The organism is Streptomyces sp. CB01373, from assembly GCF_002803075.1.
GTDB lineage: Bacteria > Actinomycetota > Actinomycetes > Streptomycetales > Streptomycetaceae > Streptomyces.
Genome location: NZ_NNBK01000003.1, coordinates 60,458 through 77,598 on the forward strand (window position 1 = coordinate 60,458; position 17,141 = coordinate 77,598).

At 74.4% G+C, this 17,141-nt stretch carries 17 protein-coding genes; 11 read left to right on the forward strand and 6 right to left on the reverse strand.

The genetic code is table 11. The annotated features are described in order from the left end of the window. The first annotated feature begins 9 nt into the window (after nt 1-9). Together CG719_RS05005 and CG719_RS05010 are read left to right on the forward strand one after the other, a co-directional pair. Nucleotides 10-447 carry a DUF4442 domain-containing protein gene (locus CG719_RS05005; protein WP_199836544.1) on the forward strand — a complete coding sequence of 146 codons (438 nt, stop codon included), beginning with the start codon at nt 10-12 and terminating at the stop codon, nt 445-447. Between the two features lie 300 nt (nt 448-747). Then, on the forward strand, nt 748-1,404 hold the full coding sequence (locus tag CG719_RS05010) for a DedA family protein (protein ID WP_100567268.1): 657 nt from the start codon (nt 748-750) through the stop codon (nt 1,402-1,404). Nucleotides 1,405-1,441: 37 nt separating this feature from the next. Here the strand turns inward: CG719_RS05010 and CG719_RS05015 are convergent, their stop codons facing one another. Beyond that, the gene (locus tag CG719_RS05015) at nt 1,442-1,969 is read right to left on the reverse strand and encodes a gamma carbonic anhydrase family protein (RefSeq protein ID WP_100567269.1); all 528 of its coding nucleotides are present in this window, start codon (nt 1,967-1,969) and stop codon (nt 1,442-1,444) included. 80 nt (nt 1,970-2,049) lie between these two features. Between CG719_RS05015 and CG719_RS05020 the strand changes: the two genes are divergently transcribed. Further along, nucleotides 2,050-2,874, forward strand: a complete 825-nt coding sequence (locus CG719_RS05020) for an acyltransferase (protein WP_100567270.1) — start codon at nt 2,050-2,052, stop codon at nt 2,872-2,874. Between the two features lie 35 nt (nt 2,875-2,909). Here the strand turns inward: CG719_RS05020 and CG719_RS05025 are convergent, their stop codons facing one another. After that, a complete protein-coding gene (locus tag CG719_RS05025) occupies nt 2,910-3,767 on the reverse strand; it encodes a DMT family transporter (RefSeq protein WP_100567271.1) in 858 nt (285 codons plus the stop codon). 93 nt (nt 3,768-3,860) lie between these two features. Here CG719_RS05025 and CG719_RS05030 point away from each other — a divergent pair, with 93 nt between their 5' ends. Together CG719_RS05030 and CG719_RS05035 are read left to right on the forward strand one after the other, a co-directional pair. Next, the gene (locus CG719_RS05030; protein ID WP_100567272.1) at nt 3,861-4,433 is read left to right on the forward strand and encodes a helix-turn-helix domain-containing protein; all 573 of its coding nucleotides are present in this window, start codon (nt 3,861-3,863) and stop codon (nt 4,431-4,433) included. Nucleotides 4,434-4,476: 43 nt separating this feature from the next. Continuing rightward, a complete protein-coding gene (locus CG719_RS05035; RefSeq protein ID WP_100567273.1) occupies nt 4,477-5,031 on the forward strand; it encodes a YbaK/EbsC family protein in 555 nt (184 codons plus the stop codon). 81 nt (nt 5,032-5,112) lie between these two features. Here the strand turns inward: CG719_RS05035 and CG719_RS05040 are convergent, their stop codons facing one another. Further along, nucleotides 5,113-5,520, reverse strand: coding sequence for a CoA-binding protein (locus CG719_RS05040; RefSeq protein WP_100567274.1), 408 nt, complete (start codon nt 5,518-5,520; stop codon nt 5,113-5,115). Nucleotides 5,521-5,667: 147 nt separating this feature from the next. Here CG719_RS05040 and CG719_RS05045 point away from each other — a divergent pair, with 147 nt between their 5' ends. The 5 genes from CG719_RS05045 to CG719_RS05065 all read left to right on the forward strand — a co-directional run bounded on the left by CG719_RS05045 (nt 5,668) and on the right by CG719_RS05065 (nt 11,927). Beyond that, entirely contained in the window at nt 5,668-6,402 is a 735-nt protein-coding gene (locus tag CG719_RS05045; RefSeq protein WP_100567275.1) for a hypothetical protein, read from the forward strand. Then, nucleotides 6,399-6,947, forward strand: a complete 549-nt coding sequence (locus CG719_RS05050; RefSeq protein ID WP_100567276.1) for a SixA phosphatase family protein — start codon at nt 6,399-6,401, stop codon at nt 6,945-6,947. The genes CG719_RS05045 and CG719_RS05050 overlap by 4 nt, the downstream gene beginning before the upstream one ends. A 93-nt stretch (nt 6,948-7,040) precedes the next feature. Further along, on the forward strand, nt 7,041-7,667 hold the full coding sequence (locus CG719_RS05055) for a YigZ family protein (protein WP_100567277.1): 627 nt from the start codon (nt 7,041-7,043) through the stop codon (nt 7,665-7,667). A 106-nt stretch (nt 7,668-7,773) separates the two neighbouring features. After that, entirely contained in the window at nt 7,774-8,937 is a 1,164-nt protein-coding gene (locus tag CG719_RS05060; protein ID WP_100567278.1) for an exonuclease SbcCD subunit D, read from the forward strand. After that, nucleotides 8,934-11,927: an AAA family ATPase gene (locus CG719_RS05065; protein WP_100567279.1), complete on the forward strand. Its 2,994-nt coding sequence runs from the start codon at nt 8,934-8,936 to the stop codon at nt 11,925-11,927. The genes CG719_RS05060 and CG719_RS05065 overlap by 4 nt, the downstream gene beginning before the upstream one ends. 57 nt (nt 11,928-11,984) lie before the next feature. On the opposite strand, the gene CG719_RS05070 is transcribed toward CG719_RS05065, so the two are convergent. Further along, a complete protein-coding gene (locus CG719_RS05070; RefSeq protein ID WP_100567280.1) occupies nt 11,985-13,676 on the reverse strand; it encodes a DUF885 domain-containing protein in 1,692 nt (563 codons plus the stop codon). A 43-nt stretch (nt 13,677-13,719) separates the two neighbouring features. Then, nucleotides 13,720-14,247, reverse strand: a complete 528-nt coding sequence (locus CG719_RS05075) for an Lrp/AsnC family transcriptional regulator (RefSeq protein WP_100567281.1) — start codon at nt 14,245-14,247, stop codon at nt 13,720-13,722. A 59-nt stretch (nt 14,248-14,306) separates the two neighbouring features. Between CG719_RS05075 and CG719_RS05080 the strand changes: the two genes are divergently transcribed. Then, nucleotides 14,307-15,524 (forward strand): trans-sulfuration enzyme family protein, encoded by a 1,218-nt coding sequence (locus CG719_RS05080; RefSeq protein WP_199836523.1) that lies wholly within the window; start codon nt 14,307-14,309, stop codon nt 15,522-15,524. A 76-nt stretch (nt 15,525-15,600) separates the two neighbouring features. Here CG719_RS05080 and CG719_RS05085 read toward each other — a convergent pair whose 3' ends face one another. Further along, entirely contained in the window at nt 15,601-17,043 is a 1,443-nt protein-coding gene (locus tag CG719_RS05085) for a GNAT family N-acetyltransferase (protein WP_100567283.1), read from the reverse strand. Nucleotides 17,044-17,141: the final 98 nt, after the last annotated feature.

Sequence of the window (17,141 nt, forward strand, 5' to 3'; positions counted from 1 at the left end):
GCTGACCAGATGTCGATCGGCGAGATGCTCGCCGCCACCGTGCCGATGGCCCGGACCCTGAACCTCGAATTCCGTCGGACCACGCCGGAACGGGCGGAGGTCGCCCTGCCGGACCAGGCCGACTATCACAACCACGTGGGCGGGCCGCACGCCGGCGCGATGTTCACGCTGGGGGAGTCCGCGAGCGGGGCCATAGTGCTGGCCGCGTTCGGCGACCAGCTCTCGCGTGCCGTGCCGCTCGCCGTACGGGCCGAGATCGCCTACCGGAAGCTGGCCATGGGTGCCGTCACCGCCACCGCGACCCTGGGCCGTCCGGCCGCCGACGTCGTCGCGGAGCTGGACGCGGGACAGCGGCCGGAGTTCCCGGTGTCGGTCGAGATCCGGCGCGCGGACGGAGAAGTGACGGGAGAGATGACCGTCGTCTGGACCCTGCGGCCCAACGGCTGAGCCGCTGCCGCCGCCCTCTGCGCGGCCGCGGAGCACCGGGGCCGCGCAACACCGGGGGCGGACACCCGCCCCCGGGGCGGACACCCGCCCCCGGGGCGGACACCCGGCGCCCCCTCCAGGCGGCGGCGCCGGTCCGCCGGGAAAGACGGTGCGTGCGAGGGAACTGCCCGGTCGCGGCCGGGAACGCGGGCGCGATCCGCGGGAGCCGCCCGGCCGGGCCGACCCGGTAGGCTTCCGAGGGGGCGTGTCTCGCGGCGCTCCGCAGCAGCACAGGGACGCGAAAACGGGGAGGAACCTGCGGTGCACGTCCAGGAATGGCTCGACACGGTACCCGCTGCCGCCGTCTACGCCTTGGTCGGCCTGGTGATCGGTCTGGAGAGCCTGGGCATCCCGCTGCCCGGCGAGATCGTCCTGGTCTCGGCGGCCCTGCTGTCCTCGCAGCACGCGGGCATCAACCCGGTCGTCCTGGGTGTGTGCGCCACCGTCGGCGCGGTCGTCGGCGACTCCATCGGCTACGCCATCGGCCGCAAGGGCGGCCGGCCGCTGCTCGCCTGGCTGGGGAAGAAGTTCCCCAAGCACTTCGGCGAGGGGCACATCGCGACCGCCGAGCGCTCCTTCGAGAAGTGGGGCATGTGGGCGGTCTTCTTCGGCCGCTTCGTCGCCCTGCTGCGCATCTTCGCCGGCCCCCTGGCGGGCGTGCTGCACATGCCGTACTGGAAGTTCCTCGTCGCCAACGTCCTCGGCGGCATCTGCTGGGCGGGCGGCACCACGGCGGTCATCTACTACGTGGGTGTCGTGGCCGAGTCCTGGCTGAAGAAGTTCTCCTGGCTCGGCCTGGTGGCGGCCGTGCTCATCGGGCTCGGCTCGATGCTGGTGCTCAAGCGCAAGGCGAAGAAGGCGGAGGCGAGCGCGCGGCCCGAGACCGAGGAGCCCGAACCGGTTCCCGCCGGGGAGTAGCCGGACGCCCTCCCCGAGGGGGCGCGGGCGGCCGGTCTCAGGCGTGCGCCTCGCGGTGCGCCTGCGCGAGCCGCGTGTACATCGTGCCGTTCAGGGTGATCCCCTCACGTTCCTCCCGCGTCAGCTCCCGCCTGACCTTCGCGGGAACACCGGCGACCAGTGATCCCGGCGGCACCCGCATGCCCTGCGGTACCAGTGCCTGCGCCGCCACCAGGGATCCGGCGCCGATCACCGCGCCGTTCAGCACGGTCGCCCCCATCCCGATCAGGCAGTCGTCCTCGACGGTCGCGCCGTGCACCACGGCGTTGTGCCCGATGGAGACGCGCTCGCCGACGCTTACCGGGAAGCCGGGGTCGGCGTGCAGCGTGCAGTTGTCCTGGACGTTGCTGCCCGCGCCGACGGCGATCCGCTCCACGTCGCCGCGCAGCACCGCGCCGTACCAGACGCTCGCGCCCGCACCCAGTGACACGTCACCGATCACCGTGGCCGTGGGTGCCAGGAACGCCCCCTCGTCCACCTGCGGCTCGCGGCCGCCGATGCCCACGATCAGCGCCTTGTCCGTCATCGTCGTTCTCCCTTTCGCCACATGGGTCCGACGGCACCGTACGTCATCCGGTGGGGTGAAGATCACAGACGTGCGACGCCATGGGCGTGGCCCGGGCTGAGTACGGTGAGCGGGTGCCCACGCGTAGGAACACGTTCTCATCATGGTGGCGCCGCCTTGCGCAGCGCGCCGTCCACGCGGGCTGGGCCTGGGTGCAGCGCACGGGTTCCGTCACGGCGGAGTGCCCCGGACGCCTCCGCTTCGGCGCGATGGGAACAGGTACCAGGCTGGCCTTCCCGCTCGGCACGGTCTTCGGCGAACCGTGGATCCACCTCGGCGCGCACTGCATCGTGGGCGAGCAGGTCACGCTGACCGCCGGTCTGATGCCCGACCTGGACCTCGGCCCGGAGCCGATCCTGCGCATCGGGGACGGGGTGGTGCTCGGCCGCGGCAGTCACGTCATCGCCGACACCACGGTCACCATCGGCAGCGACTGCTACTTCGGCCCCTATGTCTACGTCACCTCGACCAACCACTCCTACGACGACCCGCACCAGCCCATCGGCAAGCAGTGGCCCCGGATGGAGCCGGTGGAGATCGGCTCCGGCTGCTGGGTCGGCACCGGCGCGGTGATCCTGCCCGGGGCGCGGATCGGGCGGAACGTCGTGGTGGCGGCCGGTGCCGTGGTGCGCGGCGAGGTACCCGACCACGCGGTGGTCGCGGGGGCGCCTGCCAAGGTCGTACGCCGCTGGACCACCGCCGAGGGCTGGCAGCCGCCGCTGCGGACCCCGGCTCCGGTGCCGATACCGCAGGGGATGACTCCGGAGCAGTTGCTGGCGCTTGCGGAGCTGGACGGGGAGAGCGCCGCCGAGTGGGACGGAGAGCCTGGTTCCCGGCTGGCCGGGCTGGAGACCGAGGGCGGCTGATCCGGTGCGGGCCGTCGGCGGGCCGGCCCCGCGGCTCAGCCCGTCGCCAGCAGCAGTGTCCCGACCAGCGCCAGGCCCGCCCCGGCCGCCTGGACGGCCCGCAGCCGTTCACTGAGGAAGCCGCGGGCGGCGAGCGCGGTCACCACCGGGTAGAGCGAGGCGAGGACGGCGGCCACGGTGACCGGGCCGTGCTGGGCGGCGACGCAGTACGTGGCGTTGGCCGCGACGTCCGCGAGGCCCACGGAGCCGAGGGCGGGCAGCGAGCGCCAGGGGAAGCCGGCCTCCGGCAGCACGGGCCCGCCGCGCCGGGCGGAGGCGTACAGCGCCGTTCCGCCCACCGCCACATTGGTCACACGCTGCACGAAGAGCGCGAGGAACAGGCCGGTGACGGTGGTGGAGGCCTCGGCGATCAGCGCGAAGACCGTCCCGAAGCCGAGGGCCGCGACCAGGGTCAGCCCGATCGCCCGCCGCTGCACCGCGGCGCCCCCGAGGCGCGGCCCGCCCGCGAGCATCACCCCGGTGACGGCGACCGCGATCCCCGCGACCTGGAGCAGTCCCGGCCGCTCGCCCAGCACCAGGCCGACGGAGATCGGAACGGCCACGCCGAGCGAGGCCAGCGGCGAGACCACGCCCATCGGGCCGAGAGCGAGCGCCTTGTAGAAGGAGAGCATCGCGACCGGACCGACCAGGCCCGCGGCGAACGCGAACCACAGCCGCGGTCCGGCCTCGCTCCAGCCGCCGGTGGCGACGACGATCGCGCCCAGCACCGCCGCCGCGACGGACTGGGAGACCACGACGACCGTGAGCGCGGGCATGCGCCGGGTGAGCAGTCCGCCGCCGAAGTCGGCCAGACCCCACAGGAGGCTGGTGGCCAGGGCGAAGAATGCTGTCACGGCGTGCCTCGCAGTACAGTTCGGTGAACGATCGGGTGCAACCCACCGTAGTTCAGTGAAGTAAACTTTGTCATCCAAAATATTGGACGGAATGTGTCGGACCTCGAACTGCTGACCCAGTCCCTGGCGCGCAACGTCAAACGCTGGCGTACCGAGCGGGCCTTCACCCTGGACACGCTCGCCGCCCGCGCGGGAGTCAGCCGCGGCATGCTCATCCAGATCGAGCAGGCCCGCACCAACCCCAGCCTCGGCACCGTCGTCAAGATCGGCGACGCGCTCGGCGTCAGCATCACCACCCTGCTCGACTACGAGCAGGGCCCCCGGGTCCGCGTCGTCCCGGCCGACCAGGCCGTCCGCCTGTGGCACACCGAAGCCGGCAGCTTCAACCGGCTCCTGGCGGGTGCCGAGGCACCCGGTCCGCTGGAGATGTGGGAGTGGCGCCTGATGCCCGGCGAGGGCAGCCCCTCCGATCCGCACCCCACCGGCACCGTCGAACTGGTGCACGTCACCGCGGGGGAGCTGACGCTCACCGTCGACGCGGTGGACTACCGCGTGCCTGCGGGCGCGAGCGCCTCCTTCGAGGCCGACACCCCGCACACGTACGCCAACGCGGGCGCCGAGCCGATGGACATGCTGATGGCCGTGTCGGTCCCGCCCGTGCACTGAGACGCCCCGCCGCACCGCCCGGCGCGGCTGTTAGCGTGCGGTCATGCGCGCACCCATCGGGAACTTCGACCAGGCCACGCCCGCCCCCGACTGCCTCGACGAGCTGACCCGCCCGGTCGCCGACGCCGTACGCCACTGGCACGGCTGTGTCCCGGCCGACCAGATCCTGTACGTCGAGACCGACCCGCAGCTGGCCGACACCGCCGTCTTCGTCGAGCACTACGGCCAGGACCTGCTCGAGACCTCCGCGAACTGCGTGGTCGTGGCGGGCCGGCGCGGCGGCGGGACCCGGCTGGCCGCCTGCCTGGTGCTGTCCACCACGCGCGTCGACGTCAACGGCGTCGTGCGCCGCCAACTCGACGCCCGCAAGGCCTCGTTCGCGCCCATGGAGGTGGCGACCGGGGAGACCGGCATGGAGTACGGCGGCATCACCCCGATCGGACTGCCCGACGCCTGGCCCCTCCTGGTCGACTCCCGCGTCGTCGACCTCCCCTACGTCCTGGTCGGCAGCGGCCGCCGCCGCGGCAAACTCCTGGTCCCGGGCAAGGCGTTGGCGGAACTCCCGGGCGCGGTGGTGCTGGAGGGCCTGGGCGTCTGACCGCGGCGGCGGCCCCAGCGGGGGCTGATCTCCGAGTAACAGGCGCTGCCCGCGCCCCGCCCGGCCGCCCGCTCGGAAGCGTCAGCCCAGGCGGGGGATCTCGATGGCCGGGCAGCGGTCCATGACCATGTCCAGGCCCGCCGCGCGGGTGCGTTCGCAGGCGGGCTCGTCGATCACTCCGAGCTGGAACCAGACGGCCTTCGCGCCCTTGGCGACGGCCTCGTCGGCGACCTGGCCGGCGAGATCGCTGTTGACGAACACGTCGACCACGTCCACGTCGAAGGGGATGTCCGCGAGGGAGGCGTACCCCTGCTCGCCGTGCACCGTCTCCGCCTTCGGGTGGACCGGCACGACACGCTTGCCGAAGCGCCGCAGCACCTCGGCGACTCCGTACGCGGCCCGGCCGCGGTTCGAGGACAGCCCCGCGACCGCCCAGGTGTCACCGTGCTCGGTCAGGATCTTCCGGATCGTCGCAGCGTCGCCGTACACCAGGGGTCTCCTCGTCTCGGGAAGGGTTTCCGTTCGGGCAACGACGGGCACCGCCCGGCGATTCCCGGCCGGTGCGGAACGCGCCGCCGTGTCCGGAACGCGCGCCGCCGGACTGCGCGCGGCCGTCCGGCGGCCTACGCTCGGGCCGTGCTGCGCATCATCGACGCCCGAACCGGCGAGCCCGTGGACGCCGCCCCCGTCCGTCATGGGCTGACCCGTGTCGAGGCGCACGCGTCCGGCTGCGACGCCTCGGGTCTGCGTGTGCTGCTGGTCGCCGACATCCTCGTCCGCGCCCTCGAACTGGACGGCACGCCCGTGTGGCCGCTGCTGTCCGGCGGCCGGGAACAGGAGCAGGAGCTGCGGGAGGCCGCCACCGCCCTCGGCATCCGCCCCTTCGAGGACGGCCGCGGCGCCGGCATCGCTCCGGGCAAGGCCCAGGTCGTCCATGTGGCCGCCGAGGGCGCCGACACCGCGGCCGGGGGAGTCCGCGTCGCCGTCGCGCCCGTCGACGCGGCCGTACCGTCCGTCCCCGCGCACGACGACGACCCCGCCGCCTGGCGCCTGGCGCTGCTCACCCACCGCCACACCCGGCCCGTGCGGCTGGACGAGGCCGCGCTGGACGACGCCCGGCAGAAGCTGGCGCGATGGCGCGCGGCGGTCGCCGAGTGGGCGCGCCGGCCCTCCCGGCCGGTCCCCGACCAGGTGCGCGGACGGCTGCGCGGCGCCTGGGAGGACGACCTGGACGTGGCGGCCGTCCTGCGGGTGCTGGAGTGGGTCGGCACCGATCCGGACCTGGCGGACGGCGCCCGCTTCGAGACGTACGCGTACGCGGACCGGCTGCTCGGCGTCGACCTCGCACGCGACCTGGGGCGTACGCCGTGATCGCCCGCACCGGAGCCGGCCCGCTGCGCCGCCTGGTGGTGCTGCGGCACGCCAAGTCCGCCTGGCCCGAGGGCGTCGCCGACCACGACCGCCCCCTCGCTCCCCGCGGCCGCCGGGACGCGCCCGCTGCGGGCCGCGCGCTCGCCGAGGCCGACTGCCTTCCGGACCTCGCGCTGTGCTCCACCGCGCTGCGTGCCCGGCAGACCTGGGACCTGGCCTCCGCCCAGTGGGGCACCCCGCCGCCGGTGCGCCACGACCGCCGGCTGTACGCCGCCGACGTGCCCGAGCTGCTCGCCGCCGTGCGCGAGGCGCCGCCAGAGGTGGAGACGCTGCTGCTGATCGGCCACAACCCGGGCCTGGAGGACCTGGTCCTGGAACTGGCCGGCGACGGTCTGGACGACACGCTGGAGCGCCTCCGGACGAAGTTCCCGACCTCCGCGATCGCCGTCCTGTCCTGGTACGGCCCCGGCTGGCCGTCCCTCGCCCCGGGCGCCGCCCTCCTGACGGAGCTGACCGTGCCGAGGGGCACCAAGAAGCGGCGCTGAACCGCGCACGCGTGCCGGCGGCCGGGTCTTCCCCCGGACGTCCGGAGCGAACCCTCCTGCGGCACCGGCTCCGGCGCCCCATAGGCTGGACCGATGCAGGACGAGTACCGCACAGTCGCACGCACGGGCGTGCACGAGACCGAGATCAACCGCTCGCGCTTCCTGTGCGCTCTCGCCCCGGCGGCCACCGAGCGGGAGGCCCAGGACTTCGTCGCCGCCGTCCGCAAGGAGCACGCCGACGCCACGCACAACTGCTGGGCGTACGTCATCGGCGCCGACGCGGGGATCCAGAAGGCGAGCGACGACGGCGAGCCGGGCGGTACCGCGGGCGTCCCCATGCTCCAGATGCTGCTGCGCCGCGACATGCGGTACGTCGTCGCCGTCGTCACCCGTTACTACGGTGGCGTCAAGCTCGGCGCGGGCGGCCTCATCCGGGCCTACGGCGGAGCCGTGGGTGAGGCCCTGGACACGCTCGGCACCCGTACCCGCCGCAGGTTCCGCATCGCCACCGTGACCGTGGACCACCAGCGGGCGGGCAAGGTGCAGAACGACCTCAGGTCCACCGGGCGCGAGGTGCGCGACGTGCGCTACGGCGAGGCCGTCACCCTGGAGATCGGCCTGCCGGACGCCGACGTGGACGCCTTCCGGGCATGGCTCGCGGACGCCACGGCCGGGACCGCCGGGTTCGAACTGGGCGGCGAGGCCTACGGAGACGCGTGAAACATCGGGCATACCGCACCAATCGCCCGGTATCGCGTCGTGGGTGATGGTCGATACGGAAGTATCCGCCCGTGATGTCAGACCCGGCCGTTAGTCTTCGAGGACCATGAGGCTCCTGCATACTTCCGACTGGCATCTGGGCCGGGCGTTCCACCGCGTGAACATGCTCGACGCCCAGGCCGAGTTCATCGGCCACCTCGTCACGACGGTGCGCGAGCGCGATGTCGACGTGGTGGTCGTGTCGGGAGACGTGTACGACCGCGCGGTGCCCCCGCTGGCGGCGGTCGAGCTCTTCGACGACGCCCTGCACCGGCTCGCCGGCCTCGGCGTGCCCACGGTGATGATCTCCGGGAACCACGACTCGGCCCGCCGTCTCGGCGTCGGCGCGCGGCTGATCGACCGGGCGGGCATCCACCTGCGCACCGAACCGTCGGCGTGCGGGACCCCGGTGGTCCTCACGGACACCCACGGCGAGGTCGCCCTCTACGGTCTGCCCTACCTCGAACCCGCCCTGGTCAAGGACGAGTTCGCGGTCGACGGCGCAGGCCACGAGGCGGTGCTCGGCGCCGCAATGGACCGGGTCCGCGCCGACCTCGCCACGCGTGCGCGTGGCACCCGCTCCGTCGTCCTCGCGCACGCCTTCGTCACCGGCGGCGAGCCCAGCGACAGTGAACGGGACATCACCGTCGGCGGGGTCGCCGCCGTCCCCGCGGGCGTGTTCGCCGGCGTCGACTACACCGCCCTGGGGCATCTGCACGGCTGCCAGGCCATCACCGAGCGCGTGCGCTACTCCGGCTCCCCGCTGCCGTACTCCTTCTCCGAGGCCGCCCACCGCAAGAGCATGTGGCTCGTCGACCTGGACGCCGACGGCTTCGCGGGCGCCGAGCGGGTCGACTGCCCGGTCCCGCGCGCCCTGGCCCGCATCCGGGGCACGCTGGAGGACCTGCTCGCCGACCCGGACCTCGCCCGCCACCGCGAGGCGTGGGTCGAGGCGACGCTCACCGACCCGGTCCGCCCCGCCGAACCCATGGCCCGCCTCACCGAGCGCTTCCCGCACACCCTCAGCCTCGTCTTCGAGCCCGAACGCGCACCCGGCGAACCGGACGTGTCCTACGCCCGCCGGCTGGCCGGCCGCGGCGACCAGCAGATCGCGGAGGACTTCGTCGCCCACGTGCGCGGCGCGGCACCCGACGAGCACGAACGGGCGGTGCTCCGCGAGACGTTCGACGAGGTCCGAGCGGACGAGGCGGTACGGGAGGTGGCGCGGTGAGGCTGCACCGGCTCGACATCACCGCGTTCGGCCCCTTCGGCGGCTCGCAGACGGTCGACTTCGACGCGCTGTCGGCCGCCGGGCTGTTCCTGCTGCACGGCCCCACCGGCGCGGGCAAGACCTCCGTCCTGGACGCCGTGTGCTACGCGCTGTACGGCGCGGTCCCCGGCGCCCGGCAGAGCGGACAGGGCACGGCCCTGCGCAGCGACCACGCCGCCGCGGGCACCCGCACCCAGGTCACCCTCGACCTCACCGTCGCCGGACGCCGCCTGGAGGTCACCCGCCTGCCGCCCTGGGAGCGCCCCAAGAAGCGCGGCACGGGCACCACGCTCGACAAGGCCCAGAGCCTGCTGCGCGAGTACGACGCGAGCGCCGGTGCCTGGAAGGACCTCAGCCGCTCCCACCAGGAGACAGGTGAGGAGATCACCCAGCTGCTCGGGATGAGCCGCGAGCAGTTCTGCCAGGTCGTCCTGCTGCCCCAGGGCGACTTCGCACGGTTCCTGCGCGCCGACGCCGAGGCCCGCGGCAAGCTGCTCGGAAGACTGTTCGACACGCACCGTTTCGCCGCGGTGGAGAAGCGTCTCGCCGAGCGCCGGCGCGCCACCGAGGCCCGGGTGCGCGAGGGCGACGCGGCGCTGCTGGCCGACGCGCACCGCATGCAGCAGGCGGCGGGCGACGCCATGGAGCTGCCCGAACTCGCGCCGGGCGAGCCCGGCCTGGCACAGGCCGTCCTCACCGCGGCCGCCGTCGCCCGCGCCACCGCGCGCGAGCAACTGACCGTCGCCCGGTGCCGGCTCACGGCCGCCGAGTCCGCCCACGCCGACGCCGAGGCGGCGCTGCACCGGGTACGCGAAACGGCCCGGCTGCAACAGCGGTACGCCGAGGCCCGGGAGCGCGCCGAGCGCCTCGCGGAGCGGGCCGGTGCCCACCGGGAGGCTCAGACCCGCATGGAACGGGGGCGCAAGGCCGAGACGGTGGCACCGGCGCTGGAGCTGCGCGAGGCCGCCGACGCCGGGCACCGCCGGGCGGCCGCCGCCGAGGCACGCGCGCGTGCGGCGCTCCCGGCGGAGTTCGCCGACTCCGGCGCCGCCGGACTGGCCGCCGCCGCCCGCCGGACCGCCGAGGAACTGGGCGGGCTGGAGCCGGCCCGCCGCGCCGAGCTGCGCCTGGCGGACGTCGTCGCCGAGCGCGCCGCGGCGGACCGGCAGGAGCGCGCCGACGACGACGTGCTCCAGGAGGCCGAGGCCTGGCTCGCGGGGTGGGAGACGGCCCGATCGGAGCTGCGGACGCGCATCGACACCGCCCAGGAGGCCGCCGCCCGGGCCGAGGGGCTTGCCCTGCGGCTCGAACCCGCGCGCCGGCGGCTCGCCGCCGCCCGGGTGCGCGACGCACTGGCCGTGGACACCGAGGAGGCGCGGCGGCGGGCGCTCGCCTCCGCCGGGGCCGCCGCAGACGCCAAGGACCACTGGCTGGACCTGAAGGAACAGCGCCTGAACGGCATCGCGGCCGAACTCGCCGCGAGCCTTGCCGACGGAGAGCCCTGCGCCGTCTGCGGCGCCACCGAACACCCCGCACCCGCGCGCAAGGTCGCCGGGCACGTCGACCGCGAGGCGGAGGAGCGCGCGCTCGGCGAGCACCAGGCCGCCGAGGAACAGCGTGCCCGGGACGAGCGCCGCCTCGGCGCGGTACGTGAGGAACTGGCCGCAGCCACCGCCGAGGCGGGCGACACCCCCACGGCGCGACTCGCCGAGGAAGCCGGGGAGCTGGAAGCCGAGCTGGCTCAAGCCCGCCGGGACGCCTCCGCCCTGCACGCGGCACAGCGGGAGCTGCTCAGCGCCGAGCAGGAGCGCGAGCGGCGGCTGACCGACCGCCGGGAGGCCGAACTCCGGGCGACCTCCCGGCTGGCCCTGCGGGAGAGCCTGGACCGGGAGAAGGCCGCCCTGGAGGCGGAGCTGACCCACGCCAGGGGAACCGCCGGGACCGTCGCCGCGCGGGCCGTCCAGCTGGAGCGGCGCGCGGCACTGCTCACCGGGGCCGCCGAGGCCGCACGCGCCGTCGAGGACAGCGCCGAGCGGCTCAAGGACGCCGACGGACGACTCGCCGAGGCCGCGTTCCGGGCCGGCTTCGACACCCCCGAGGCCGCGTCCGCCGCTCTCCTCGACGACGCCGCCCACCGCGAGCTGCAACGGCGCCTGGACGCCTGGCACACGGAGGAGACCGCCGTGCGCGCGGTCCTCGCCGAGGCCGACACCGCGGACGCCGCACACCAGCCGCCCGCCGACCTCACCGCAGCCCGGGCCGCCGAGGCCGACGCGGACCGGCGGCTGCGCGAGGCCGTCTCCGCGCGGGACGCCGCCGACCGCCGTCGCGACGAACTCGACCGGCTCTCCGCACGCGCGGCGACCGGCGTACGCCGACTGGCCCCGCTGCGGGAGGAGTACGACCGTGTGGCCCGCCTCGCCGCCCTCACCGCGGGCACCTCGGCCGACAACGAGCGCAGGATGCGCCTGGAGTCCTACGTCCTCGCGGCCCGCCTGGAACAGGTGGCCGCCGCCGCGACCGTACGCCTGCGGCGCATGTCGTCCGGCCGCTACACCCTCGTCCACTCCGACGACCGGGCCGGCCGCGGCCGCAGCGGTCTCGGACTGCACGTCGTCGACGCCTGGACGGGCCGCGAGCGGGACACGGCGACGCTGTCGGGTGGCGAGACGTTCTTCGCCTCGCTCGCCCTCGCTCTCGGCCTCGCGGACGTTGTCACGGACGAGGCAGGCGGGGTGCGCCTGGACACCCTCTTCATCGACGAGGGCTTCGGCAGCCTCGACGACCAGACCCTGGACGAGGTCCTCGACGTCCTCGACTCCCTGCGCGAACGCGACCGCAGCGTCGGGATCGTCAGCCACGTCGCCGACCTGCGGCGGCGCGTCCACGCCCAACTCGAGGTGGTGAAGGACAGGTCGGGGTCGGCCGTACGGCTGCGCGGGGCGGGCTGAGCGGAGCGAGCGCGTGGGACCGTCGGGGCGGCCGGAGGACGGCCGCCCCGACCGGGCTCACAGCTGGGAGAGTTCGTCCACGAGGTCGTCCAGGCCCAGCGAGCCCTGGGACAGGGCCGCCATGTGCCAGGCCTTCGCGTCGAACGCGGCACCGTGGCGCTCCCTGGCCTTCTCCCGGCCCAGCAGCCAGGCCCGCTCGCCCAGCTTGTAGCCGATCGCCTGGCCGGGCATCGACAGATAGCGGATCAGCTCGCTCGCCACGAAGTCCCTCGGGCGGCTGCTGTGCGCGCCGAAGAACTCCCGCGCCAGCTCCGGCGTCCAGCGCTCACCCGGGTGGAACGGCGAGTCCGCCGGAATCTCCAGCTCCAGGTGCATGCCGATGTCGATGATGACGCGGACCGCGCGCATCATCTGCGCGTCCAGATAGCCGAGCCGCCGCTCCGGGTCCGTCAGGAAGCCGAGTTCGTCCATCAGGCGCTCCGCGTACAGCGCCCAGCCCTCGGCGTTGGCGCTGACCCCGCCGACGGTGGCCTGGTAGCGCGAGAGGTCGTCGGCGACGTGCGCCCACTGGGCGAGCTGGAGATGGTGGCCGGGGACGCCCTCGTGGTACCAGGTCGAGACCAGGTCGTAGACCGGGAAGCGGGTCTGCCCCATGGTCGGCAGCCAGGTACGGCCCGGCCGGGAGAAGTCGGCGGACGGCGCCGTGTAGTAGGGCGCCGCGGCACCACCGGGCGGGGCGATGCACGACTCCACCTTCCGCACCCGCTCGGCCAGTTCGAAGTGGGTGCCGTCGAGCGCCTCGATCGCCTCGTCCATCAGGTCCTGCAACCACTGGCGGACCTCGTCGACGCCCTCGATGTGCGTGCCGTGCTCGTCGAGGTGGGCGAGGGCCACCCACGGGGTCTCGGCACCGGGCAGGACCTTCTCGGCCTCCTGCTTCATCTCGCCGAGCAGCCGGTGGAACTCCGACCAGCCGTACGCGTACGCCTCGTCGAGGTCCAGGTCCGTGCCGTTGAAGTAGCGCGAGAAGCGGGCGTAGCGCTCACGGCCGACCGTGTCCGGGGCGTCGCCGATCGTCGGCGCGTACACGTCGCGCATCCAGTCCCGCAGCTCCACGAGGGCCGCGTTCGCCGTACGGGCGGCCTCGTCCAGTTCCGTGCGCAGGGACTCGGGGCCCTCGGCGGCGAAGTCCTCGAACCAGCCGCGGCCCTTGCCGTCGATGTCCGACCACTCGGTGAGCTGCTCGATGAAGATCGCCGTCGGCTGCGCGCCGCCGTGCAGCTTGCGGTCCAGGCCGAGGGCGAGGGACTCGCGGTAGCCGCGCAGTGCGGCCGGCACGGCCCGCAGGCGCTCGGCGATCGCGGCCCAGTCCTCGTCGGTGGCGCTCGGGGTGATCGTGAACACCTCGCGCACCGAGTGCACCGGGCTGTGGATGTTGCTCACCGTACGCAGGCCCTCGTCGGCGTCGTGCACCGCGAGTTCCGCGGTCAGGCGCTCGCGCAGCAGGCGGGCGCACCGGCGCTCGATGTCACTGTCCGCGCCGGGCTGCCGCTCGGCCTCGTCCAGCCGGGCGAGGGTGGTGCGCGCGAGGTCGGCGAGCGCCTGCTGGCCGGCGGGCGAGGTGTCGGGCAGCCTGCTCGAGCTCTCCTTCACGCCGAGATAGGTGCCGGTGAGCGGGTCGAGGGAGATGAGTTCGTCGACGTAGGCGTCGGCGACCTGACGGGGCAGCGGGTTCTTGGTCTGTGACATGCCGACCATCCTCGTACGGACGGGCGCCCCGCGTCAGCCCGGTTTACCCCGCTCCGGGCTCTGTTCGGTCCGATTTCGCCGAGAGCGTGCCCGGCTGCGCGCCGGGCGGCAGCAGGGGGCCGCAGTCCCACTGCTGGAAGATCAGCCGGGTCTCCACCCGGGCCACCTCGCGCCGGGCCGTGAACTCGTCCAGGACCAGGCGCTGGAGGTCGGCCATGTCCGCGACCGCGACATGGACCAGGTAGTCGTCAGGACCGGTCAGATGGAACACGGTCAGCGACTCCGGCAGCGCCCGGATCCGTTCCACGAACGGTCCCACCAGCTCCCGCCGGTGCGGTCTGACCTGCACCGACAGCAGCGCCTGAAGGCCCCTGCCGAGCTTGGCGGGGTCGAGCCGCAGCCGGTGGCCGAGAATGAGCCCCGAGCGGCGCAGCCGGGCCACCCGGTCCAGGCAGGTCGACGGAGCGACCCCGACCTGCGCGGCGAGGTCGCGATAGGTGGTCCGGGCGTCGTTCTGCAACAGCCGCAGCAGATGCAGATCCACCGGATCCAGTACGACGGATTCGGCCATGGGGCGAACGTAGCACGGCCTTCGGCCCCGTGATCCCGGCCGCTGTTCACCCTTCGGTCATGGACACGCCCTTGGACTCCGCGAGCACGCCCATGTACGACGCCGTACGCCCCGCACCCAGAGCACTGGCCACCGAGGCGGTGCACGCCGGCCGTGACGACCTCGCCCGGCAGGGACTGCACGCCCCGCCGATCGACCTGTCCACCACCTACCCCTCCTACGACAGCCGCGCCGAGGCCGCCCGCATCGACGCCTTCGCCACCGACGGCGCCGAACTCGACGGCACCCCGGTCTACGGGAGGCTCGGCAACCCCACCGTCGCCCGTTTCGAGACCGCCCTGGCCCGGCTGGAGGGCACCGAGTCCGCGGTGGCGTTCGCCAGCGGCATGGCCGCGCTGAGCGCGGTCCTGCTCGTCCGCTCCGCCATGGGTCTGCGGCACGTCGTCGCCGTGCGCCCGCTGTACGGCTGCAGCGACCACCTGCTCACCGCCGGGCTGCTCGGCACCGAGGTGACCTGGACCGACCCGGCCGGGATCACCGACGCGCTGCGCCCGGACACCGGCCTGGTCATGGTCGAGACACCGGCGAACCCGACGCTGGCCGAGGTGGATCTGCGGGCCGTCGCCCACGCCTGCGGCTCCGTGCCGCTCCTCGCCGACAACACCTTCGCCACCCCTGTGCTGCAACGCCCCGCCGAGCAGGGCGCGCGCCTGGTGCTGCACAGCGCCACCAAGTACCTGGGCGGCCACGGCGACGTGATGGCCGGCGTGGTGGCCTGCGACGAGGAACTCGCCGGACGGTTGCGGCAGGTGCGGTTCGCCACGGGCGGGGTGCTTCACCCGCTCGCCGGATACCTGCTGCTGCGCGGGCTGTCCACGCTTCCGGTCCGGGTGCGGGCCGCCTCCGCCACCGCCGCGGAACTGGCCGCCCGCCTGGCGGACGACCCGCGCGTCGCCCGGGTGCACTACCCGTCCATCGGCGGCGCGATGGTCGCCTTCGAGGTGCACGGCGACCCGCACGACGTCATCGGCGGCGTCGGCCTGATCACGCCGGCCGTGAGCCTCGGCAGCGTCGACACCCTGATCCAGCACCCGGCGTCCATCAGCCATCGCATCGTCGACGCGGACGACCGGCGCGGCGCCGGGGTCGGCGACCGGCTGCTGCGGATGTCGGTGGGCCTGGAGGACGTCGAGGACCTGTGGGCCGACCTGGACCGGGCGCTGGGGGCGCGGCCGGGACAGCCGCAGGTGAGGGGGCTGCACCAGGCGATGAGCTGAGCCGGACGGCCCGGAGGGCGCGCGGCCCGGCGGTCCTGGACCGGGCGCCGGGCCGCGCACCCTCCGAGGCTGCTGCTCAGTCCCGCAGGCGAGAACCCTCGTACCGCGCCCGCTCGGCGTCGTACGGCAGGCGGGAGGCCACCGGGGTCGCGTCCAGCCGGGCCGTGACGACCAGGGTGCCCTCCTCGATCTGGAAGTCGAGCGGCAGGCCGAGACCCCGCATGGCGGCGACCATGCCGGTGTTCGCCGCCTGCGTCACGGCGTACACGCTCGCGCAGCCCGCCTCGACGGCCATCGCGACCAGCCGGCCCAGCAGCTCGCCGCCGACGCCGCGGCGCTGCCAGGCGTCCTCGACGAGCAGCGCGACCTCCGTCTCGTCGCCGTCCCACAGCAGATGGCCGAGGCCGACGATCCGCCCGGAGGCGGTCCGCGCGGCCAGGGTACGGCCGAACCGCGGGCTCAGCAGGTGGTCGAGATAGCGGTCGGCGTCGCCGACCGGCCCGTGGTAGCGCAGGCCGAGGGTGCGCGCCGAGCAGCGGCCGTGCATCTCCCGGGCCGCCGCGAGGTCGCCGGCGCCGGCCCTGCGCACGGTGATCGCGTCGCCCTCGGGCAGCGTCAGCACGTCCTGGCCGCGCGGAACGCGTGGTCCGAGCCGGGTGTCCAGCTCCACCAGGGCGCGCGCCCGCGCGAACTCGGTGGGCGTGAAGGGCAGGTACGGCCGCTCCACGGTGATCGTCCCGCCCTCCGGCGCCCGCAGCCGCATCACCGTGTCCTCCAGCGCCCCTTCGGCCGGCACCTCCTGCGAGCCCCCGGCCGGGACCGGCCGGTCCGGCAGGGAACGGATGGTGCACCGTCCCAGCAACTGCCGTAGCGCCAGCGGGAGTTCCGCCGCGTCGAGTGCCGTGCGCGTGGCCAGGCCCAGGACCCGTGTGGGCGCGTCCACCAGATCGTGCGCGTCGGCCCGCTCGATCCACGTGTCGGCACCGCCGGCCAGCGCGACCGCCCGGGTGATGTCCGACGCCTCGAGCCCGCCGGGAGCGCGCAGCAGGAACTCGTCCACCGTGCCCTCGGCCAGCGGATGCGTCTGCAGGCTGAGGATGTCCACGTGCCGGGCGGCCAGTGCCGCGCAGAGCGCGGCCAGGGAACCGGGCGCGTCCCGCACGGTCGTCCGCATCCGCCACAGCGCGCTGTCGCCCGGCGCCGCTTCGGCCGCCGCGGGGCCGGTGGCCGACGGCCCGGCCTGCTGGGCCGTGAGCGGCCGGGCGCCGGCATCGTCCGCGGGCGGTGCGTGACCGTGGCGGCGTGCCCACCATGTGTGGAAGGCCGCCGTGGCCACCAGGGCGAACGCCGAGATCATCAGCAGGGCCGGACCGCCGGGGCCGTGGCCGATCAGGTTCGCCACCGCGTCGGCCACGGCGACGGCCGTGCAGAGCGCGGCCAGTTCGACCAGGCCCCGCCGCCGGTGATGCGCCCGGCGTCCGTGCTTCGACCACGTCGTGTTCGACACTTCTCCAGTCATACGACCACTGTGGCGGAGCGGTGTTGCGTGATCGCGAACGCGCTGTGACCGATGAGTAAAGCGATGTTCGCACCTTTCGTCGTCGTTTCGTGAGGTTG